The following is a 20,985-nucleotide window of genomic DNA, read 5'->3' on the forward strand; positions in this document are numbered from 1 at the left end:
CGCCTCCTGCTTCGTCCCCCGCATCCCATACGTCCCCGCCCCCGACCAGGTCGAACACACCTGCGGTGGCGCGCTGCCCGAGCTTACCCGGCGGTCTCGGCGGCGCCATGCCCGAACCGAAGGCCCTGCTCCCCCAAGGTCATTGGGGGAGCAGGGCCGCGCTTCATCCCGTGCCGGTGCGGCGTGCCAGCAGGTCGGTGGCCGCGTGCACCGCTCGCAGCCTGGGTGCCTCGGCACCCGTGATGTCGGCCATCTCCACCACCGCGGTCACGATGGCGTCGAGTTCCAGCTGCTTGCCCGCTTCCAGGTCCTGGAGCATCGACGTCTTGTGGTCGCCGACGCCCTCCGCGCCCCGCAGGCGCTTCTCGATGGAGATGTCCGGGTTGCTGCCGACCCGGGCGGCAATGTCCAACGTCTCCTCCATGAGCTGGGCCACCAGGCGTCGTGTCGGTGGATGTTGGCAGATCTCCACCATCGTGGCCCGGGTGAGGGCGCTGATCGGGTTGAAGGCGACGTTGCCCATCAGCTTGATCCAGATATCGTCGCGCAGGTTCGGCTCCACGGGGCACTTGAGCCCGCCCGCGACCATCGCCTCGCTCAGCGCGGTGCACCGCGCCGAAATCCCGCCACCGGGTTCACCGATGGAGAAGCGGGTGCCTTCGAGGTGGCGGATCACGCCGGGGGCGTCGATGACGGTGGCGGGGTAGACCACGCAGCCCACGGCCCGTTCCGGCGCGAGGACCTTGCTGGTCGCACCGCCCGGGTCCACCGCCTCGATCCGGCGGCCCTCGTAGGGTCCCGCGAGCCGGTGGAAGTACCACCACGGGATGCCGTTCTGCCCGGCGACGACGGCGGTGTACTCGCCGAGGAGCGGTTCGATCAGCGGGCCGCTGGACGGGTAGGAGTGTGCTTTGAGCCCGAGGAACACGAAGTCCACGGGTCCGATCTCGGTGGGGTCGTCGGTGGCGTGCGGGTGGGCGACGAAGTCTCCGCGCGGGCTGATGACCCTGACCCCGCGCTCGCGGATGGCCTGCAGGTGCGGACCGCGGGCGATCAGGTGGACATCGGCACCACCCCGGTGCAGGGCCGCTCCTACGAAGGCTCCGATCGCGCCGGCTCCGAGGACAGCAATCTTCACGGCAACTCCTCTCGGGAGGAAGGGTGAGCCTTGATTGGATACTGTATGCAGTCGACTCTCCGCTGTACACCCGTCGCGCCCGAACTGACACGGCCGCGATATCCCCAACTGCCCGGCCGCCGGGGCCCACCCCCGACACTCAGCAAACTGCATACAATATGCTGCACTGCTCCTGCCCCGTGCCCCTCTTGCTACGCTCCCGACGCTCCCGACGCACCGACGGACCCGTAAGGCCCCTGAGAGAAGGAGAGCAATGCCCGCTTCACCACCACAACGCATCGGCGTGGTCGCCGAGTCGACCTCCGGGGAGACCAGAGTTGCGGCCACCCCCGACACCGTCCGCCGCCTGATCGAGCTCGGCTACGAGATCGTCGTCGAGACCGGGGCCGGAGCCGCATCGGGCTTCTCCGACGTGTCGTACGTCGAGGCGGGAGCGCGCCTCGACGACGCCTGGCCGGCCGATGTCGTCCTCAAGGTCAACGCGCCGTCCCACGACGAGGTGCGGCGGCTGCGGGACGGGGCGACGATCGTCGGCCTGCTCGCCCCCGCGCAACACTCCGAACTCCTCACCCAGCTCGCGAACAGACCCCTGACCGCATTGTCGATGGACGCCGTGCCCCGCATCTCGCGGGCCCAGTCCCTGGACGTGCTCAGCTCGATGGCCAACATCGCCGGCTATCGCGCGGTCATCGAGGCGGCCCACGCCTTCGGACGCTTCTTCACCGGACAGGTCACCGCGGCCGGCAAAGTGCCTCCCGCGAAAGTGCTGGTGGTCGGCGCCGGAGTGGCCGGCCTGGCAGCCATCGGAGCCGCGGGGAGCCTCGGCGCGGTGGTGCGGGCCACGGATCCGCGCAGCGAGGTCGCCGATCAAGTGCGCTCGCTCGGCGGCGAGTTCCTGCCCGTAGAGGTCGAACAGGAGTCGGCCGGCGACGGATACGCGCGGGCCACCTCCGAGGCCTACGACCGGCGCGCCGCCGAGATCTACTCCGAGCAGGCCAGGGACGTCGACATCATCATCACGACGGCCCTCATCCCGGGGCGCCCCGCGCCACGGCTGATCACGGCCGTGCAGGTGGCCTCGATGAAACCGGGCAGCGTCATCGTCGACATGGCGGCGGCGCAGGGCGGGAACGTCGAGGGGACGGTGAGCGGCCGGGCGATCGTCACCGAGAACGGCGTCACCGTCATCGGCTACACCGACCTCGCGGGCCGCCTGCCCGCCCAGGCCTCACAGCTGTACGGCACGAACCTGGTGAACCTGCTGAAGCTGCTCACCCCGGAACGGGACGGGCAGCTGACCCTCGACCTCGAGGACGTCGTACAGCGCGCGGTGACTGTGGTGCACGACGGCGAGACGCTGTGGCCGCCGCCCCCCGTCGCGGTCTCGGCGGCGCCCGCGAAGGCCCCGGCCGCACCGGCGTCACCGGTCGATCCGACGCCGCCGCGGCGCCTGTCACCGGCGGGCCGCTACGGCCTTATCGCGCTCGGGATGCTCGCCCTGTTCGCGATCGTCGCCGTCTCCCCCGCCCAACTCGCCTCCAACTTCACGGTGTTCGCGCTAGCCGTGGTCATCGGCTACTACGTGATCGGCAAGGTCCACCACGCGCTGCACACCCCACTGATGTCGGTCACCAACGCGATCTCGGGGATCGTGGTGGTCGGGGCGCTGCTCCAGATCGGCCACCCACCCCTGGCCATCAGCGTGTTGGCGTTCCTGGCCATCCTGCTCACCACCGTGAACATCTTCGGTGGGTTCGCCGTCACCCGTCGCATGCTCGGCATGTTCTCGAAAGGCTGAGGTTCGATGAACGCAACCACGGCGGCCCAGGCCGCCGACATCGTCGCCGCACTGCTGTTCGTCCTCAGCCTGGCGGGACTCTCCCAGCACCACACCGCCCGGGCGGGGGTCGCCTACGGCGTGGCGGGCATGGCCCTCGCGCTCGTCGCCACCGTCGTCGTCGCCGGGCGCTCCGTCTCCGGCGGGTCGATCGCGCTGATCGCAATCGCGGGCGCGATCGGTGGCGCGATCGGCCTGTGGCGGGCCCGCCGCGTCGAGATGACCCAGATGCCCGAGCTGATCGCCGTGCTGCACAGCCTCGTCGGGCTCGCCGCCGTACTGATCGGGTGGAACAGCTATCTGGAGGTCGAGGCGCAGCACCCGGGCTCCACCGAGCTGGCCGGTTCGCTGCTGCGGATCCATCACGCCGAGGTGTTCATCGGCATCTTCATCGGCGCGGTCACCTTCACGGGTTCCGTGATCGCGTTCCTGAAGCTGTCGGCGCGCATCAAGTCCCGGCCGCTGACCCTGCCCGGGAAGAACCTCCTCAACGTCGGCGCGCTGGCCGGCTTCGTGGGCCTGACCGTCTGGTTCACCGTCAGCCCGAACCTCGCGCTGATGATCGCCGTCACCGTGCTCGCGCTCGCGCTCGGCTGGCATCTGGTCGCCTCCATCGGCGGCGGCGACATGCCCGTCGTGGTGTCGATGCTCAACAGCTACTCGGGCTGGGCCGCCGCCGCGGCCGGCTTCCTCCTGGACAACAACCTGCTCATCGTGACCGGGGCCCTGGTCGGCTCCTCCGGCGCTTACCTGTCCTGCATCATGTGCCGGGCCATGAACCGGTCCTTCCTCTCCGTCATCGCGGGCGGCTTCGGCGTCGAGGCCGCACCCAGCGGCGAGGAGGAGCAGGGCGAGCACCGGGAGATCAGCGCCGAGGACACCGCGAACGCACTGCTCAACGCCACACAAGTGATCATCACGCCGGGGTACGGCATGGCGGTCGCCCAGGCCCAGCACCCGGTGGCGGAGCTGACGCGCCGCCTGCGCGAGCGCGGCGTGACCGTCCGCTTCGGCGTGCACCCCGTGGCCGGGCGGCTGCCTGGGCACATGAACGTCCTCCTGGCCGAGGCCCGCGTCCCGTACGACGTCGTCCTGGAGATGGACGAGATCAACGACGACTTCGCCGGCACCTCGGTGGTCCTGGTCATCGGCGCCAACGACACGGTCAATCCGGCGGCGATGGACGATCCGGCCAGCCCCATCGCGGGGATGCCGGTACTACGGGTGTGGGAGGCGGAGCACGTCGTCGTGTTCAAGCGGTCCATGGCCTCCGGGTACGCAGGCGTGCAGAACCCGCTGTTCTTCCGGGAGAACAGCAGCATGCTGTTCGGCGACGCCAAGCAGAGCGTGGAGGCGGTCCTGCGCGAGCTGGCAGTGAGCAACCCGGGCCCGGCGGCGGGTTCCGGCCCCAGGCCGGCGGAGCAGCCCGCACCTGCCTGACCGTCAAGTAGACGTACACCGCCGATACGACGCGCGGCGGCCGGGATGCTCTCCCGGTCGCCGCGCGTCGCGCTTGGCCAGTTCCGGGATCTGCACAACAGACTCAGATTGCATACAGAAGCCTATATGCTGCACGGGAGCCCTCCACCACAGCACCTCCCCGCAGCCCGCCACCCCGAGGGAGCCCATGCGCGAGCCACGCACTTTCCCAGGCACCGCGACGACACCGGTCGCCAGGCCGGCACCTCTGCGCCAAGCCGTGTACGACGTCTTGATCGAGCTGATCGTGGGGGGCGTACTCCAGCCGGGCCAGCATCTGATCGAGGCCGAACTCGCCGTGAACCTGGGCGTGAGCCGCCAGCCGGTGCGCGAGGCGCTCCTGCGTCTACAGTCCGATGGATGGGTGGAACTGCGCCCCGCGCAGGGCGCGTTCGTGCACAGCCCGACCGTCGAGGAAGCCGCCCAGCTCCTCAGCGTCCGCGCCGTCCTGGAGACCCACGCGGCGCACGGCGCCGCACAGTACGCGACCGGTGCGGACATCGCGCGCCTGTGGGAACTGCAGGCCGCCGGAATAGCCGCGCTCTCCGCGGACGACGCCCGCGGCATCGTCGAGGCGAACGCGGCGCTGCACGGATTCATCACCGAGCTGGCGCGCAACCCCATCCTCGCCGAGCTGATCCGGCAGGTCGACCGCCGCGTGCGCTGGTACTACATGCCCATCGCGCGACCACGCGGCAAGGACGCGTGGAACGAGCACGCCGAGATCATCGACCGCATCGCGGTCGGCGACGCCGACCGGGCCGAGGCCCTGATGCACCAGCACACCCGGACGACCACCGACTTCTACTGCCGGCAGCTGAGTGCCGTGCCCCGGGCCCGGGCGTAAGGGCTGCGACACCGGACGGGCTCACCTCAACTTCCATACCTGACACACCAATTGGCCGGAGCCGGACGGAGCAGGGAGCGCACCCCACCGTCCGGCCCCGGCGCGTGTCACGGGTGCCCGCCGGACGACTGCCGCCGCCGTCCAGCGCTGTGTCCGCATCCGCGCACGGTCTGCGGTCCCGGGCGCGAGGACGCGCCCGGGTGTCCACTCAATTCGCCGCGCTGGTCAGCCCTCGGCTGTCGCTGCCGGAGGCGGGCTGCACACCAGGCAGCTCCTGGTCCGCGGGGCGGCCGGGCTGGCCCAGCAGCAGGGTGATCAGGGCCGACAGGAAGGCGATGCCCCCTGCCAGGTAGTAGCCGCCCGAGTAGCCCCAGGCGCTGATCACCGAAGCGGCCAGGCCGCCACCACCGACACCGCCGACCAGCTTGGCGCTGTAGACGAGGCCGTAGTTGGTGGCGTTGTTGTTCTCCCCGAAGTAGTCCGGGACCAGTGCCGCGAACAGCGGGTAGAAGGCGCCGCCGCCGAAGCCGTTGACGAAGGCGAAGATCAGGAACATCGGCTCGTTGTGGGCCTGCCCCGACCACAGCACGCCGAACTGCGCGACGCCCGCGATCACAAGGACGAGCGTCAGAGTCTGCCGGCGGCCCAGCGTGTCCGACAGCCAGCCCACGGCGGCCCGGCCCACCCCGTTGACCACGGCGAGCACACCCGCCGACGAGGCGGCGATCAGCGGCCCGAAGCCGAGGCTCTTGGCGAAGGGGACCTGGAAGTTGATGCCGAAGAGGGAGACGCCGCCGATGCAGACGAGGGCGAACCACATCAGCGGCAGCTGCCCGGTCTTGATCGCCTGCATCGGGGTGAACTGCCCTTTGGCGGGCGGGTTCTTGCGCAGCCTGCGCGCCACGCGATCGGCGTCCTCGCCGCCACCGCGATTGAGCGGGTCGACGTCGTGCGGCCACCAGCTCTTGGGCGGGTCGCGGAAGAAGAAGCCGCAGGCACCCACGAGGAGCACCATGCCCAGGCCGATCAGGTCGAGGACCAGTTGGTAGTTGCCGGGGTGGAACCAATAGCTGAAGACGAAGATCAACGGCAAGGTGCCGTACGCGAATCCGCCGTTGACGAAGCCGGTCCGTGCGCCCTTGTTGTCCGGATACCACTTGCCGACCATGTTGATGCAGGTCGCGTAGACGAGTCCGGAACCGGCGCCGCCGAGCACCGAGTAGCCGAGGATCACGACGATCGGGTTCGAGACGTGTGAGATGGCGATGAAGCCGAGTCCGGACAGTGCGGCTCCGAGGAGCATGCCCGTCTTCGCGGAGAGCTTTCCGGTCTCCCGCAGCCTGCCCGCGGGGAAGGCTACGCCCGCCTGGAAGACCGCCCAGATACTGGCGATCCAGAAGGCCTCGGTGAGGGTCCAGCCGTGGGCGTGCTCGAGCGTCGACTCCGCCGAGCTGTATCCGTACTCATAAACGCTGACACCCATCATCGCGATCCACGGGAGCCAGACCATCCATGCCCGGGGCCTGCCCAGGATGGAGCGGTCGGTCTCGCCGACGCGGTAGACGCGCCCGTTGGCGTCGGTGACTTCCCGGTACGAGGTGGAAGTCGCCTGCGGTGTTACTGACATGTGTGCCTTCCCTTGCCTGAAAAGAGCCTGGCGTGCGCCCCCTGGGGCCTTGCTCTTCGTGCAGTGGTGAAAGCGACTCCCCTCCGGCTATGCGCGCCCGGGCTGGGGCCGGGCGCGGTGGGGGGTACGCCGTCGGCTCGTCACGGATCCGGGGCGGCATCCCGGAATCCGCCGGCGCGCAGGCGGTGACCTGGTGGTTCGTCCTCGGGGCGGCGGATTCACGTCCGCGGCGAGGTATGGCAGACAACTGACCTGCCGATCAGGCGCAGGGAGCCTGACCGCAGATTGCATACGGTATGGAGTGCGGAATTCTCGTGTCCAGTGGGACGGCGTGAAGCTTGACCACTGCATTACCCAACTACCTTTGGCAGCCGTGTGGTTACAGGCCGCAGCGAGCGGAGAGACCGGTTCCGGGCAGGCCGAAGGGCCCCGTGGGCTCTGCCCGCGGGGCTGCACGACACACAGCCCGCTACGTCACTCCGCAGCGGGCTGTGCCTTCAACTCCACTGTCAGCGCAGCAACTTGACCGCCTCGATGACCAAGGGGTGCATGCCCGGCGCGTCGCCGTCCGCCAGCGCGCACAGCCTGGTGCGCATCCGCGGATCCCAGAACCTGCTGATGTGTCCGGCCAGTTCGGCGGCGGCCCGTCCCGCAGGCAGATGCGCGAGGTTCACGGCGATGTCGTTGGCCATGCGGCGCTCAGACGGCTCGGTGGCGGCCATGGTGTCAGTCCCCCGCCGTCAGGGCGCCCACGGGGGCCTCGGCGGCCGTGACGGCCCCTTCCTGCCCCTTCGGCGCCAGGGCGACCTGGACGGCCGTCACCTTGTACTCGGGGCAGTTCGTCGCCCAGTCGGAGTTCTCCGTGGTCACCACGTTGGCGCCGGTGACCGGGTGGTGGAAGGTCGTGTAGACGACACCGGTCGGCATCCGGTCGGAGACCATCGCGGGCAGCGTGGTGCGGCCGACCCGGCTGGCCAGGGTGACCAGGTCGCCGTCGGCGATCCCGCGGTCCTCCGCGTCGTGCGGATGCAGCTCCAGGACGTCCTCGGCATGCCAGGCGACATTGCCCGTGCGGCGCGTCTGCGCCCCGACGTTGTACTGGCTGAGAATGCGCCCGGTGGTGAGCACCAGCGGGAAGCGGCGGGTGGAGCGCTCATTGGTCGGCACGTAGGACGTGACGACGAACTTGCCCTTGCCGCGTACGAACTCGTCGATGTGCATGACGGGCGTACCCTCGGGCGCCTCGGCGTTGCACGGCCACTGGACGCTGCCCACCTTGTCGAGCAGCTCGAAGGAGACACCCCCGAACGTCGGGGTGACCGAGGCGATCTCGTCCATGATCTGGCTCGGGTGCTCGTACGCCATCGGGTACCCCATGGCGGTGGCGATCTCAGTGACGATCTGCCACTCGTGCTTGCCCGACTTCGGCGCCATCACCGCGCGCACCCGGTTGACCCGGCGCTCCGCGTTGGTGAACGTGCCGTCCTTCTCCAGGAACGACGCCCCGGGCAGGAACACATGGGCAAACTTGGCGGTCTCGTTGAGGAACAGGTCCTGGACGACAACGAGTTCCATCGCCTCCAGGGCTGCGGTGACGTGCTTGAGGTTCGGGTCGGACTGCGCGATGTCCTCGCCGTGGACGAACAGTCCGCGGAAGGAGCCGTCGATGGCCGCGTCGAACATGTTGGGGATGCGAAGTCCCGGCTCGGACAGCAAGGTGGCGCCCCACAGGTCCTCGAACACGGTGCGCACCGCGTCGTCGGAGACATGCCGGTAGCCAGGCAGTTCGTGCGGGAAGGAGCCCATATCGCAGGAGCCCTGGACATTGTTCTGGCCCCGCAGCGGATTGACGCCCACACCGTCGCGCCCGATGTTCCCGCACGCCATCGCGAGGTTGGCCATCCCCATGACCATGGTCGAGCCCTGGCTGTGCTCGGTGACGCCAAGGCCGTAGTAGATCGCCCCGTTGGGCGCCCCCGCGTAAAGCCGGGCGGCCGCGCGCAGTTCGCCGGCCGGGACCCCGGTGACCGGCTCGACGGCCTCGGGGCTGTTCTCGGGGCGGGCCACGAACGCGGCCCACTCCTCATAGCCCTCGCACCGCTCGGCCACGAAGTTCTTGTCGACGAGGTTCTCGGTGACCACGACATGCGCCATGGCATTGATCACGGCTACGTTGGTGCTCGGCCGCAGCTGCAGATGGTGGTCGGCCTCGATGTGCGGCGAGCGTACGAGGTCGATGCGGCGCGGGTCGACCACGATGAGCCGGGCCCCCTCGCGCAGCCGGCGCTTCATCCGGGAGGCGAACACCGGGTGTCCGTCGGTGGGGTTGGCGCCTATCACCACGATGACGTCGGCCTCGGCGACCGAGCGGAAGTCCTGCGTCCCCGCGGATTCACCGAAGGTCTGCTTGAGCCCGTATCCGGTGGGCGAGTGGCAGACGCGCGCACACGTGTCAACGTTGTTGTTGCCGAAGGCGGCACGGACCATCTTCTGGACGACGTACACCTCCTCATTCGTGCACCGCGACGAGGTGATCGCGCCGACCGCGCCCGTCCCGTACGTCTCCTGCAGGCCCCGCATCCGGCGCGCGACGGTGGCGACGGCCTCGTCCCACTCGACCTCGCGCCACGGGTCCGTGATCTTCTCGCGCACCATGGGCTTGAGGACACGGTCGGGGTGCGTTGCGTAGCCGAAGGCGAAGCGGCCCTTGACGCACGCGTGTCCCTCGTTGGCGCCGCCGTCCTTGTACGGCACCATGCGCACGAGTTCGTCGCCGCGCAGTTCGGCCTTGAAGGAGCAGCCGACACCGCAGTACGCGCAGGTGGTGATCACCGAACGGGTCGGCATCCCGAGGTCGACGACCGACTTCTCCTGGAGCGTGGACGTCGGGCAGGCCTGCACGCAGGCGCCGCAGGAGACGCACTCGGAGTCCATGAAGGACTCTCCCGCGCCCGCCGCCACCTTGGAGTCGAAGCCGCGTCCCTCGATGGTCAGGGCGAAGGTGCCCTGGATCTCGCCGCAGGCGCGCACACAGCGGGAGCAGGCGATGCATTTGGAGGCGTCGAAGTCGAAGTACGGGTTGGAGGTGTCCTTGGGCGCGTCCAGGTGGTTGGCCCCGTCCTGACCGAAGCGGACCTGCCTGAGGCCCACCACGCCCGCCATGTCCTGTAGTTCGCAGTCCCCGTTGGCAGGGCAGGTCAGACAGTCCAGCGGGTGGTCGGAGATGTACAGCTCCATGACGCCCTGGCGGAGCTTCTCGACCTTGGGGGTCTGGGTGCGCACCTGCATGCCGTCGGCACACGGCGTGGTGCAGGAGGCGGGCGTGCCGCGCCGGCCGTCAATCTCGACGACGCACAGGCGGCAGGAGCCGAAGGCCTCCAGGGAGTCGGTGGCGCAGAGCTTGGGGATGTCGACGCCGGCCTCGGCCGCCGCCCGCATCACCGAGGTGCCCTCGGGCACGCTCACCGGTATGCCGTCGACCTCGACCGACACGGTGGCCGGTCCAGGCCGCTCCGGGGTGCCGAAGTCGGGTTCCTTCAGAAGCGTCATGCTGTGCCCTCCGTCCTCGCACCTGGAACGCGCGGGATTGGGATGTCGACCGTCCGCGCCCCGCTGAGGGAACGGGCCGGCCCGGTGAAGTCGTCCGGGAAGTGGGTGAGCGCGCTGCGCACGGGCAGCGGGGTCAGGCCGCCCATCGCACACAGCGAGCCGTCCGTCATCAGCTCGCACAGGTCGTCCAGGACCGCCAGGTTCTCGTCCCGGTTCTCGTCGGCGACGATCCGGTCGATGGTCTCCACGCCCCGTACCGAACCGATCCGGCACGGGGTGCACTTGCCGCAGGACTCGGCCGCGCAGAACTCCATGGCGAAGCGCGCCTGGGCGGCCATGTCGACGGTGTCGTCGAAGACCACGATGCCGCCGTGCCCGACCATCGCCCCGGCCGCCGCGAACGCCTCGTAGTCCATGGGCAGGTCGAACGAGGAGGGCGGCAGGTAGGCGCCAAGCGGCCCGCCGACCTGGGCGGTGCGCACCGGCCGGCCCGACCGCGTGCCGCCGCCGTACTCCTCGACGAGTTCACGCAGCGTGATGCCGAAGGCGGTCTCGACGATGCCGCCGCGGGCGATGTTGCCGCCGAGCTGGAACACCTGGGTGCCGCGCGAGCGCTCCACGCCGAGCTCCTGGTACGCCTTGGCGCCCTGGGCGAGCACGACGGGGACGGTGGCGAGGGTGAGGACGTTGTTGACGACGGTCGGCTTGCCGAACAGGCCCTCGATGGCGGGGATCGGCGGTTTGGCGCGGACCATGCCGCGCTTGCCCTCCAGGCTCTCCAGCATGGAGGTCTCCTCGCCGCAGATGTACGCGCCCGCACCGACCCGCACGTGCAGGTCGAAGGCGAGCGGCGTGCCGAGGACCGAGGTGCCGAGCCAGCCGCGCTCGCGGGCGATCTCGATGGCGGCGCGCATCGTGACCACCGCGTCCGGGTACTCGGAGCGGATGTAGAGGTAGCCCTCGCGGGCGCCGACGGCGTGCGCGGCGATCGTCATGCCCTCAATGAGCAGGAACGGGTCGCCCTCCATGAGCATGCGGTCGGCGAAGGTCCCGCTGTCGCCCTCGTCGGCGTTGCAGCAGATGAACTTGAGTTCGCCCGGGCAGTCGAGGACAGTCTTCCACTTGATGCCCGCGGGGAAGCCCGCCCCGCCGCGCCCTCGCAGGCCCGAGTCGGTCACTTCGGCGACCACGTCGGCGGACGTGAGCTTGAGCGCGGTGCGCAGACCGGTGAGTCCGCCGTGGCGCAGATAGTCGTCGGCGTCGAGCGGATCGATGACGCCGACGCGTCCGAAGGTGACCCTGTTCTGCCGTGCCAGCCACGGAAGTTCGTCCACCAGGCCGAGGCGCAGGGGGTGTTCGCCGCCGTCGAGCAGGCCGGCGGCGAGTAGCGCGGGAACGTCGTCGGGGGCCACCGGACCGTACCCGATGCGCCCGTGCTCGGTGGCGACCTCAACGAGCGGTTCGAGCCAGAGCATGCCGCGCGATCCGGTGCGTACGAGATCTAGGGCCATGTCTGCGCCGTCGACGGCCTGTTGGAGTGCTGCGGTCACCTCGTCGGCGCCCACTGACCGAGCGGCCGAATCGCGGGGGACGTAGATCCGCACAGGGGGCTGCGCGGGATGCCGGGTCATGACCGGGGTACCTCACTTCCGTCGTGCGTGGCGCCGACGCCGTCGCGCCGCGTCCGGTCGGTTCCGTGGAGCAGCGCGCCGAGCCGCTCCGTGTCGACCCGGCCGTGCAGGCGTCCGTCCACCTCGACAGCGGGTCCGAGGGCGCAGTTGCCGAGGCAGAAGACCTGCTCGACGGTGACCGAGCCGTCCTGTGCGGTCTGCCCGAGGGCGAGCCCGCTCTGCTCCACGTACTCCACGAGCCGCCCGGCGCCCTGTGCCTGGCAGGCCTCCGCGCGGCAGACGCGGACGGTGCGGCGGCCCGCGGGTTCGGCGCGGAAGTCGTGGTAGAAGCTGACCACTCCGTGAACGTCGGCCCGCGAGAGGTTGAGCTCGTCGGCGAGGACTGGGACGGCCTCCTTGGGCACATGGCCCAGTTCGGCCTGCACGGCGTGGAGGATCGGCAGCAGCGCGCCACGCTGCTCGCGATGGGCGGCGGCGACCGTCCTCACCACCTGCTCCACCGTCGGATCACTGGTCCGGATCTTCATGGTCGTGCGGCCTTTCGTCAGGGCCGTGGGAGAGGTACGGGCACGGGCACCTGGGGGTCCGGTCCGAGCACCACGGTTCGCGGTCACAGAGGCACCTCGACCTCACCTCGCGCGCACGGACGGCGCAAGGGGCGAAACAGTCCTAGCGAAGCAGCAAACTGGCATGCATACAAGCTCCTGCATACAGAATCCCAAACAGAACTGCATCGACGCATTCACCGCGATGTCCCGTCAATCCACTGCTGGAGGAGCTGAGTTGATCCGGTCCCCGACCGCCCGTCGTCCAGGCGGGACATCACGCAAGGCCGCCGCGGGACATCACTCTGCATACGAAAACCTGTATCCTGAATCGGCCGCCGCGCGGTCCGCCCGGGGGCAACGGCCGGCACAGCCGCCGACTCGGTGAGATCGGGGGCGGAACAGGAGAACCATGCGCCAAGGCCTGACGGCTGCCTCCGCCCGACGCGTCGCCCGCCCCACCCCGCTGCGCCAGGCGGTGTCCGACGCCCTGGCAGAGCTGATCATCAGCGGCACCCTGGAACCGGGCCAGCACCTGGTCGAAGCGGATCTCGCCGAGCAGCTGGGGGTCAGCAGGCAACCCGTGCGCGAGGCACTGCAGCGCCTGCACACGGACGGCTGGGTCGACCTCAGGCCCGCCCAGGGCGCATTCGTACATGTCCCCACGCAGGAAGAGGCGACCCAACTCCTCGGCGTCCGTACGGTGTTGGAGACCTACTCCGCACAACTTGCGGCGCAGCACGCCAAGCCCGAGCACATCGAGCGCCTGTGGCAGCTCCAGCAGGAGGGCATGGACGCGCTGGCCGAGAGTGCGACCCACCGCCTGGTCGCCGCGAACACGGCCCTGCACACCTACATCACCTCTGTGGGCGGCAACGACGTACTCGCCGAGCTGATCACACAGGTGGGGCGCAAGGTGCGCTGGTACTACACCCCGATCGCCAACTCCCGCTCCAAGGGCTCCTGGAACGAGCACGCCCGCCTCATCGAGGCCATCGCCAAGGGCGACCCGGAGCGGGCCGGCGAGATCATGCGCAAGCACACCGAGCGCACCCGCACCTACCGCAAAGCCATCGAAGCGGAGGCCGCCAGCGCCTGACCGTCTCCAGAGCGCGCGGCCCCCGAAGCGGACCGCGCCAGCACACCCAGCGAGGGGTGCACCGCATCGGACCCGACGACGGCGCACAGCTCGAGCAGCCACGGCAACACGGCGCCGAGCAGCATCCCGAACCCCTCGCCGTCCGCCCCCAGCATCGCCTCGGCCGGGACGCGCACCGGGTCGGCTACCACCGTGGACGTGGCACTGGCAAGCGGCGCCCCGGTGGCGCGCGCCGGAACGAACAGGCCGGGTGCGTGAGCCGGGACGCCCCAGAGCGTCAGGCCGCCGGAGTCCGCGACAGCCGGCGACGACCAGATATAGCTGTCCGCCTCACCCGCGGCGACCACATCGCGCTTGCGCCCCCGCAGCGTCACCACACCTCCCCTGCGCCGCACGGTCGAGCGCACAGTTCCCCCGACACCGTCCTCCACCACCGCGAGGCTGCACAGGTGACGGCCGGCCGCGACCTCACCCCGCAGCCACCGCCCGCCGTACGCCCCGACCACCGCGGCCGCAGCGTAGTGGGACTGGAGCACCGCGGCCGTGGCCGGGCACACGGGCACGACCCGGGCTACCACCTCGGCGGCCAACGCCAAGTCGGCGCCACCACCGGCGGGTTCGGCCGGGCAAGTCAGCCCGAGGAGCCCGGCCCGGCCGAGGGCCGTGACCGCCGTGCGCGGGAACTTCCCTTCCTGGCAAGCCAATTGGGCGGTCAGAGCGATGACGTCGTGCAGTGCGCTGGGATACGACACGGGGCGCCCCCTTGGGTGCGATGTCCGATCCGCCCCGGGCGGGCGGTCCCGATGGCCTCGGCCGCGGATCGCGGATCAGCGAGGCATCGACCTGTATTGCATACAGTATGCCATTGGTCTCCGCGGTGGCGCTACGTATCTGAGGGGTGCGACCATCCAACTCCCCCTCGAACGACGCAGATTCGCGAGGACGCAAGGGGGCTCAGCCGAGGTCCGGGATCTCCCTCAGCAGCCCCGACGCCACGTCGAAGACAAAGCCCCTCACGTCGTCGGTGTGGGGCAGGAACGGGGACGTACGCACCCGCCGCATCGACTGCCGCACGTCCTGGTCGGCGTCCCGGAACGACTCCACCGCCCATGCCGGGCGCTGCCCGACCTCCCGCTCCAGGTCGTACCGGAACTCCTCGGTCAGTGTCTGCAGGCCGCACCCCGTGTGGTGGATGAGGACGACGCTTCGGGTGTTCAGGGCGCGCTGGCTGATGGTGAGGGAGCGGATGGTGTCGTCGGTGACCACGCCACCGGCATTGCGGATGGTGTGGCAGTCCCCCAGCTCCAGGCCGAGCGCAGCGTGCAGGTCGAGCCGGGCATCCATGCAGGCCACGACCGCCACTCCGAGGACGGGACGGGCATCCATTCCGGGGTCGCGAAACACGTCGGCGTAGGCGCGGTTGGCTTGCACCAGAGACTCGATGACCGATTCCTGGCCGGGGGAACCGGTGGACGGGCGCGCACCGGAAGATGTCGATGTCAGCATGCTCGGTCGCCTCTCAGACGGATCGATGCCCGGCCAGAACGGAGCCGGGCAGAACGCTGTCGCCCGGCGAACCGGGGGCGACAGAAGGGAGACCAGGAGTGGTCGTTGACGTCAGGAGCGTGGGCGGCCCGGTGCGGCGGGCCGCCTTGCGAGGACAGGCCGGTTCGGCCCCGCACTGGGCGGGGCCGAACCCTCACCTCCCGCTCAGAGCGCCTCCCCTGCGACCGCGCCCGTGGCCGGGGCGGTGCGGACACCGTCCTTCTTCGGCCGGCCCGGCGCCCGCAGGAACACCGCGAGCACCGCAGAGCAAAGGCCGATGGAACCGGCGAGGACGAACGCCCCCTCGTAGTCCCACGCGCCGACCACGACGGCACCCATGCCGGAGCCGACTAGCCCGGAGATGAGCTTGGAGCTGTAGACCAGACCGTAGTTGGAGGCGTTGTTGTTCTCACCGAAGTAGTCCGCGGTCATCGCGGCGAACAGGGGGAAGATCGCGCCGCCGCCGAAACCGGAGACCATGGAGCAGAAGAGGAAGAACGGCATGCTGCCCATCGATCCGGACAACAGCACCCCGAACTGCGCCGATCCCAGGACCAGACAGACCAGGATGAGCGTGTTGCGACGGCCGTACTTGTCGGAGATCCAGCCGATGACCCCGCGGCCCGTACCGTTCACGATCGCCTTCAGCGACATGGCGGTCGCCACGATGCCGCCGGCGAATCCCATGTCCTTGCCGAACGGGACCTGAAAGGCGATGCCGAAGATATTGATCCCCGCCGTGCAGAGCAGGCAGAACCACATCATCCAAAGCACAGGGGTCCGCGCGGCTTCCTTCGTCGTGTACTGCTTCACGGCCGGCGGGTTCTTCTCCAGCGCGCGCACGATCCGCGGATCGTCGGAGACCTTCAGTGGGTCGACGTGCTCGGGCCACCAGCTCTTGGGCGGGTCCTTGAAGAACCAGCCCGCGACCGCGACCACGGTGCAGCAGATCAGGCCGACCATGACAAGGACGGTCTCGTAGTTGCTGAGGTCCATGTAGGACGTGAACAGGAACACGAAGGGCACCGATCCATAGGCGAAACCGCCGTTGACCAGGCCGGTCTTGCCGCCCTTGCGCTCCGGGTACCACTTGCCGACCATGTTGACGCAGGTCGCGTAGACGAGACCCGCGCCGATGCCGCTGCACATGCCGAAACCGAGATAGGCCACGAACACATTCGGCGCGTACGCCAGCGACAGATAGCCGAGGACGGTGCCGAGGGCACCGAGCATCATGGCGTTGCGAGCCGGCAGCCTGCCGCTTTCGCGCAGCTGTCCGGCCGGAAGGGCCACAGCCGCCTGGAAGAACACCCAGACGCCCATGAGCCAGAAGATGTGCCCGCTGTTCCACAGATGAGCTTCGTGCAGCGTGTCCTCGGCGGATGTGAACGCGTACTCCGAGGAGCTGATGCCCAGCATGCCCATCCAGGGAAAGAGCACCATGGTCCATCGCGGGCGTCCCATGATGTCCCGGTCGGACTCGCCGATCCGGTAGGTGCGTCCGTTTCCGTCCGTCACCTCCCTGCACGGAACGTGTGACGGTATGTCAGTTGTCGTCATGCCATTACCCCTACGTCGCAGAACCCTGGCCAGCGCCCCCTGTCCGGTTCTCACGTGCCGTCAGGACCCTCCGCCCCGCGATCGCCCCCACGGCCGGCCGGAGCTCCCTGCGCCCTGACGTGGCCCGGAGCGCGCGTGCGCTCACGAGTCCTGACTTCGCGTCACCACATGTGCGACCCCTTCCGCGACGACGGGAACAGTGATCCACTCCACACGCCGTAACTTTGCATACGATATGGAGTAGCCCGTATTCTGTAGAGGGGTCGCCTCTCTGTCTAGGGGCTGCACTCCGTCTTTCTCGCGCGAATGCCATGCGGGTCATACGGACGTCCACGTCCGCCGCGTCGGACCTCGGCGGGTGCCCGTCGGACCACGATCCCCTTGGGGCGTACGGGTGTTGGAGTGCCGCGCAAGTCTCTGACGAAGATGTCCGCGGGGGCCGTGTCCTGCGCTGCCGACCTGCGGCACATCGCCCCGAGGAAGAACCTTGGCCTTCCCGTAGCGCAGGGGCGGGATCGCATCCACGGAGTCGAGAGCGTGCAGGCACCGCGGGCGTGAAGCCGAATTCCGCGCCGAGCGCGTCGAGAGGAGCCGCGGCACGCCGTCATGCGGTCGCTGTGGACGCCCACGGGGCGCACCCCGACTCCAGGCCTACGAATGTGGCATTTCCTTGCAGCGTAGGCGAGTTGACGGCTTCACGAAGGGTGGGCCCGCCAGCGGATGCGGTCGGGCGCGACGGGTCGCCGACGGCGCTCACGGTGGCGCTCATGGCTTTGCGCGGCCGTTCCATCGTGCCGTTGCGCGATGGAACGAGGCAGGGGTGGGCGGGCCGGACGGTGCCAGGGGGCGCCTGAGAACACCATCCGGCCTCGCACCCGCGCCGCGGCGGCGGACGGGGTCAGCCACCGCGGGCACGATGAGGGCCGACGCCTCAGCGTGAGGTCGTACGGGCGGTACGGGTGGTACGGGCGGCGCAGTGCGGATACCCGTGGATCCGGGAGACAACGCGGTGCACGGCACGTGACCGAGGCGCGCCGGCGCGGCTGGGGCGGTGACCGTGGCGACAGCACGTCCGCACGAAAACGCTGCCATCCGGTCCGAGCGGCATCAGATCACTCCACCGGTCCGCAGCACGGCCAACTCTTCATCGTCCAGGCCCAGTTCACCGACGAAGACCTCTTCGTTGTGCTCACCGAGCAACGGCGAGCTGGTGATGTGGACCGGAGAGTCGGAGAGCTTGAGCGGGGATCCGACGGTGGTGAACGAGCCGCGCTGGGGGTGCGGCACCTCGACGACCATGTCGTTGGCGACGAGCGAGGCGTCCTCGATGATCTCCTTGGTGGACAGGATCGGGCCGCACGGGATGTTGTGCGCGTTGAGCTTCTCCAGAACGTCCCACTTGGGGAGCGTCGAGGTCCACTCCTCGATGAGCTGGAACATCTTGCCGAGCTTGGGGAGCCGCGCCGCGGGCGACGCCCACTCGGGGTCGTCGGCCAGTTCGGGCCGCCCGATCAGCTCGCTCAGCGGCTGCCAGCCGACCGGCTGCACGATCACGTACACGTAGTCGTTGGGCCCACCCGGAGCGCACCTCACGGCCCAGCCGGGCTGCCCGCCGCCGGAGGCGTTCCCGGAGCGCGGCACCTCGTCTCCGAAGTCCTCGTTCGGGTACTCGGCCAACGGGCCGTGCGCGAGCCGCTGTTGATCCCGAAGCTTCACCCGGCACAGGTTGAGCACGGCGTGCTGCATGGCCACGTTCACGCGCTGCCCCTGCCCGGTGTTCTCGCGCTGGAAGAGGGCAGCCAGGATGCCGGCGACGGCATGGATGCCCGTTCCCGAGTCGCCGATCTGGGCGCCGGTGGCGAGCGGCGGCCCGTCCTCGAACCCGGTGGTCGCCATCGACCCACCCATGGCCTGCGCGACCACCTCGTACGCCTTGAAGTTGGTGTACGGCCCTTCACCGAAGCCCTTGATGGACGCATAGACGATTTTCGGGTTGATCTCCCGAATACGTTCCCAGGTGAACCCCATCCGATCGACGGCGCCCGGCCCGAAGTTCTCGACCATGACGTCGGAGCGCCGGATCAGCTCGGTGAGGAGCTCCTTGCCACGCTCGGTCTTGGTGTTGAGGGTGATGCTCCGCTTGTTGCAGTTGAGCATCGTGAAGTAGAGCGAGTCGACATCGGGCAGGTCGCGCAGCTGCTTACGCGTGATGTCGCCGGTAGGCGCCTCCACCTTGATGACGTCCGCGCCGAGCCAGGCGAGGAGCTGGGTGGCGGAGGGCCCGGACTGCACGTGCGTCATGTCCAGAACTCGGATGCCTTCTAGTGCCTTTGCCATGGCCGTCCTCACCTCACTGATACGTCGTGACGTCGGGTCGGGCTGAAAACGCGCTGGCACGGAGGCCAGGCCCAACACGCGCACCCTGCGCGACGACGGCAGTCATCACGCCTGGCCAACCCCAGACTGTAGATTGCATACCGTATGGAGTTGTTTCGTCATCATGGCCATAGAGGGAGTGGTTGTCCAGAGTCCGTACGCCGATCGCAGTGACGGCCGGGTCGTCCTTGTGGAAGCCACCGGCGCCGGTCTGGAGGCCTTCCGGCAGCGGCGCGCCGAGCGCGCCGAGTCCCTGCGGCACCTCAGCGAGGAGCTGTCCGAGCGGGAACAGCACGCGGTGCAGTCGGCCTTCCGCCCTGGCCCGGGCGATCCTGTGAGGCTCAAAAACACGAATCGCCGTCCCGCCTTTGAAGCCCCTCGCCGCAAAGAACCGGGAGCACAGGACCCTGAGCAGCGGCTCTGCCGCATCTGGGATCACGTTTCGTGATCCTGTCCACGCTGTACGCCGTCACCCGCCGCCTTCTGTCACTGCCCGCGTTGCTCCTGCAGCGTGACGTCACGAAGGACGCGGAGTTGCTGGTGCTGCGCCACGAAAACGCGGTCCTGCGCCGACACGTCCCACGCCTACGCTACGAACCAGCCGACCACCTGTGGATCGCCGCGCACTCGCACCTCATACCGCGCCGCCGCCGGCCTCAGGTCCTCCCCAGGACCCCGGCCACGCTGCCGGACCGGCACCGCAAACTCGTCGCAAGAAGTGGGACCACAGCCAGCGTCGCCGACCCGGACGCCCGCCCACGAGCCCCGCAGCCAAAGCCCTGGTCCTACGCGTGGCGGCCGACAACCCCGGATGGGGCCATCGGCACATCCACGGCGAACGCACCCGCCTCGGCCACAAGATGGCCGCCTCCACCGTGTGAAACATCCTCAACCAGGCCGGCATCGACCCCATCCCACGTCGTACCGGACCAACCTGGAGGCAGTTCCTCCAAGCCCAGGCCGAGCACATCATCGCCGTCGACTACCTGCACGTCGACACCATCAACCTCAAACGCACCTACGCCCTGGTCATACCCGAACACGGCAGACGCCGTGCGCACCTGCTCGGCGTCACCGCCAACCCCACCGGCCCATGGACCACCCAGGCCGCCCGCAACTTCCTCATGGACACCGGCATGAACATCGCAGGCATCAAGTTCCTGATCCGTGACCGCGGCGGCCAGTTCACCGACGCCTTCGACGCCGTCTTCACCGACGTCGGCCTGCGCGTCCTCAAAAGCCCGCCCCAGGCCCCGAAAGCGAACGCACACTGCGAAAGGTTCAACGGCACCCTGCGCCGCGAGCTCCCCGACCGGACACTCATCGTCAACGAACGGCACCTGAGCCGAACCCTCACCAAATACCTGGAGCACTACAACGGGCACCGGCCTCACCGCGCACTGAACCAGCTCTGTCCATCGCAAGCTGAAGCCGGACCGCCGCGCCCCACCGACCTCGCCGACCACCACGTCCACCACGCAGCGGTCCTCGGCGGACTCATCAACGAATACCAGACCGCCAGTTGGCACCACTACGAACCCGCAGATCAGCGACCGAATCCCATATATTTGAGCCCCACAGGCCGTAACCGCCCGCGAACGAGCCCCTGCCCGGATGGGCAGGGACTCGTTCGCGCACGACCCGACGTCGTCACCTGGCCCAGGGCCGCCCTGTCGGTTTCACCGGATACGCAGGCGCCCAGGAGAGAGCTTGTGCGTGCTCGGTGACGCCGGCGCGACGGGGCATGCAGGT

General features: G+C 69.3%; 17 protein-coding genes. 6 read left to right on the top strand and 11 right to left on the bottom strand.

Annotation, left to right across the window (positions count from 1 at the left end):
* Nucleotides 1-163 precede the first annotated feature (163 nt).
* Entirely contained in the window at nt 164-1,138 is a 975-nt protein-coding gene (locus tag OG456_RS04375; protein WP_266557367.1) for a 2-dehydropantoate 2-reductase, read from the bottom strand.
* Nucleotides 1,139-1,391: 253 nt separating this feature from the next.
* On the opposite strand from OG456_RS04375, the gene OG456_RS04380 reads away from it, so the two are divergent.
* The 3 genes from OG456_RS04380 (at nt 1,392) to OG456_RS04390 (ending at nt 5,301) form a co-directional block, all read left to right on the top strand.
* On the top strand, nt 1,392-2,936 hold the full coding sequence (locus OG456_RS04380) for a Re/Si-specific NAD(P)(+) transhydrogenase subunit alpha (RefSeq protein WP_266557368.1): 1,545 nt from the start codon (nt 1,392-1,394) through the stop codon (nt 2,934-2,936).
* 6 nt (nt 2,937-2,942) lie between these two features.
* Nucleotides 2,943-4,415, top strand: coding sequence for a Re/Si-specific NAD(P)(+) transhydrogenase subunit beta (pntB, locus tag OG456_RS04385; protein WP_266557369.1), 1,473 nt, complete (start codon nt 2,943-2,945; stop codon nt 4,413-4,415).
* Between the two features lie 187 nt (nt 4,416-4,602).
* Nucleotides 4,603-5,301 carry a GntR family transcriptional regulator gene (locus OG456_RS04390; RefSeq protein WP_266557371.1) on the top strand — a complete coding sequence of 233 codons (699 nt, stop codon included), beginning with the start codon at nt 4,603-4,605 and terminating at the stop codon, nt 5,299-5,301.
* 208 nt (nt 5,302-5,509) lie between these two features.
* Here OG456_RS04390 and OG456_RS04395 read toward each other — a convergent pair whose 3' ends face one another.
* From OG456_RS04395 to OG456_RS04415, 5 genes are all read right to left on the bottom strand, one after another.
* On the bottom strand, nt 5,510-6,928 hold the full coding sequence (locus OG456_RS04395) for an OFA family MFS transporter (protein ID WP_266557372.1): 1,419 nt from the start codon (nt 6,926-6,928) through the stop codon (nt 5,510-5,512).
* Between the two features lie 509 nt (nt 6,929-7,437).
* The gene (locus OG456_RS04400) at nt 7,438-7,650 is read right to left on the bottom strand and encodes a formate dehydrogenase subunit delta (protein WP_266557378.1); all 213 of its coding nucleotides are present in this window, start codon (nt 7,648-7,650) and stop codon (nt 7,438-7,440) included.
* 4 nt (nt 7,651-7,654) lie between these two features.
* The gene (fdhF, locus tag OG456_RS04405) at nt 7,655-10,477 is read right to left on the bottom strand and encodes a formate dehydrogenase subunit alpha (protein ID WP_266557380.1); all 2,823 of its coding nucleotides are present in this window, start codon (nt 10,475-10,477) and stop codon (nt 7,655-7,657) included.
* Entirely contained in the window at nt 10,474-12,108 is a 1,635-nt protein-coding gene (locus tag OG456_RS04410; RefSeq protein WP_266557382.1) for an NADH-quinone oxidoreductase subunit NuoF, read from the bottom strand. Before OG456_RS04410 ends, fdhF begins: the two co-directional genes overlap by 4 nt.
* Nucleotides 12,105-12,635, bottom strand: a complete 531-nt coding sequence (locus OG456_RS04415) for a formate dehydrogenase subunit gamma (protein ID WP_266557384.1) — start codon at nt 12,633-12,635, stop codon at nt 12,105-12,107. Before OG456_RS04415 ends, OG456_RS04410 begins: the two co-directional genes overlap by 4 nt.
* Nucleotides 12,636-13,065: 430 nt before the next feature.
* Here OG456_RS04415 and OG456_RS04420 point away from each other — a divergent pair, with 430 nt between their 5' ends.
* Nucleotides 13,066-13,752 carry a GntR family transcriptional regulator gene (locus tag OG456_RS04420; protein ID WP_266557386.1) on the top strand — a complete coding sequence of 229 codons (687 nt, stop codon included), beginning with the start codon at nt 13,066-13,068 and terminating at the stop codon, nt 13,750-13,752.
* On the opposite strand, the gene OG456_RS04425 is transcribed toward OG456_RS04420, so the two are convergent.
* From OG456_RS04425 to frc, 4 genes are all read right to left on the bottom strand, one after another.
* Entirely contained in the window at nt 13,713-14,504 is a 792-nt protein-coding gene (locus OG456_RS04425; protein WP_266557388.1) for an acyl-CoA dehydrogenase family protein, read from the bottom strand. The genes OG456_RS04420 and OG456_RS04425 overlap by 40 nt on opposite strands.
* A gap of 202 nt (nt 14,505-14,706) precedes the next feature.
* Nucleotides 14,707-15,258, bottom strand: coding sequence for a carbonic anhydrase (locus tag OG456_RS04430; protein WP_266557390.1), 552 nt, complete (start codon nt 15,256-15,258; stop codon nt 14,707-14,709).
* A gap of 204 nt (nt 15,259-15,462) precedes the next feature.
* Nucleotides 15,463-16,857 (bottom strand): OFA family MFS transporter, encoded by a 1,395-nt coding sequence (locus tag OG456_RS04435; protein WP_266557392.1) that lies wholly within the window; start codon nt 16,855-16,857, stop codon nt 15,463-15,465.
* Between the two features lie 1,107 nt (nt 16,858-17,964).
* The gene (gene frc / locus OG456_RS04440) at nt 17,965-19,194 is read right to left on the bottom strand and encodes a formyl-CoA transferase (RefSeq protein WP_266557394.1); all 1,230 of its coding nucleotides are present in this window, start codon (nt 19,192-19,194) and stop codon (nt 17,965-17,967) included.
* A gap of 163 nt (nt 19,195-19,357) precedes the next feature.
* Here frc and OG456_RS50425 point away from each other — a divergent pair, with 163 nt between their 5' ends.
* Complete coding sequence (locus tag OG456_RS50425; RefSeq protein ID WP_323136293.1) at nt 19,358-19,681, top strand: hypothetical protein; 324 nt, start codon at nt 19,358-19,360, stop codon at nt 19,679-19,681.
* Between the two features lie 337 nt (nt 19,682-20,018).
* On the opposite strand, the gene OG456_RS50430 is transcribed toward OG456_RS50425, so the two are convergent.
* Entirely contained in the window at nt 20,019-20,276 is a 258-nt protein-coding gene (locus tag OG456_RS50430; RefSeq protein ID WP_323136294.1) for a hypothetical protein, read from the bottom strand.
* Between the two features lie 93 nt (nt 20,277-20,369).
* Between OG456_RS50430 and OG456_RS50435 the strand changes: the two genes are divergently transcribed.
* Nucleotides 20,370-20,960: an integrase core domain-containing protein gene (locus tag OG456_RS50435; protein ID WP_323136295.1), complete on the top strand. Its 591-nt coding sequence runs from the start codon at nt 20,370-20,372 to the stop codon at nt 20,958-20,960.
* The last annotated feature ends 25 nt before the right edge of the window (nt 20,961-20,985 follow it).

Origin of the sequence: Streptomyces sp. NBC_01446 (assembly GCF_026340095.1) — a bacterium.
GTDB classification, from domain to species: domain Bacteria; phylum Actinomycetota; class Actinomycetes; order Streptomycetales; family Streptomycetaceae; genus Streptomyces; species Streptomyces aureus.

Bases quoted from the DNA above. Each gene is read 5' to 3' on its own strand.
- OG456_RS04380 (WP_266557368.1), top strand. From the start codon at position 1,392: ATGCCCGCTTCACCACCACAACGCATCGGCGTGGTCGCCGAGTCGACC.
- pntB (WP_266557369.1), top strand. From the start codon at position 2,943: ATGAACGCAACCACGGCGGCCCAGGCCGCCGACATCGTCGCCGCACTG.
- OG456_RS04390 (WP_266557371.1), top strand. From the start codon at position 4,603: ATGCGCGAGCCACGCACTTTCCCAGGCACCGCGACGACACCGGTCGCC.
- OG456_RS04395 (WP_266557372.1), bottom strand. From the start codon at position 6,928: ATGTCAGTAACACCGCAGGCGACTTCCACCTCGTACCGGGAAGTCACC.
- OG456_RS04400 (WP_266557378.1), bottom strand. From the start codon at position 7,650: ATGGCCGCCACCGAGCCGTCTGAGCGCCGCATGGCCAACGACATCGCC.
- fdhF (WP_266557380.1), bottom strand. From the start codon at position 10,477: ATGACGCTTCTGAAGGAACCCGACTTCGGCACCCCGGAGCGGCCTGGA.
- OG456_RS04410 (WP_266557382.1), bottom strand. From the start codon at position 12,108: ATGACCCGGCATCCCGCGCAGCCCCCTGTGCGGATCTACGTCCCCCGC.
- OG456_RS04415 (WP_266557384.1), bottom strand. From the start codon at position 12,635: ATGAAGATCCGGACCAGTGATCCGACGGTGGAGCAGGTGGTGAGGACG.
- OG456_RS04420 (WP_266557386.1), top strand. From the start codon at position 13,066: ATGCGCCAAGGCCTGACGGCTGCCTCCGCCCGACGCGTCGCCCGCCCC.
- OG456_RS04430 (WP_266557390.1), bottom strand. From the start codon at position 15,258: ATGCTGACATCGACATCTTCCGGTGCGCGCCCGTCCACCGGTTCCCCC.
- OG456_RS04435 (WP_266557392.1), bottom strand. From the start codon at position 16,857: ATGACGACAACTGACATACCGTCACACGTTCCGTGCAGGGAGGTGACG.
- frc (WP_266557394.1), bottom strand. From the start codon at position 19,194: ATGGCAAAGGCACTAGAAGGCATCCGAGTTCTGGACATGACGCACGTG.
- OG456_RS50425 (WP_323136293.1), top strand. From the start codon at position 19,358: ATGGCCATAGAGGGAGTGGTTGTCCAGAGTCCGTACGCCGATCGCAGT.
- OG456_RS50435 (WP_323136295.1), top strand. From the start codon at position 20,370: ATGAACATCGCAGGCATCAAGTTCCTGATCCGTGACCGCGGCGGCCAG.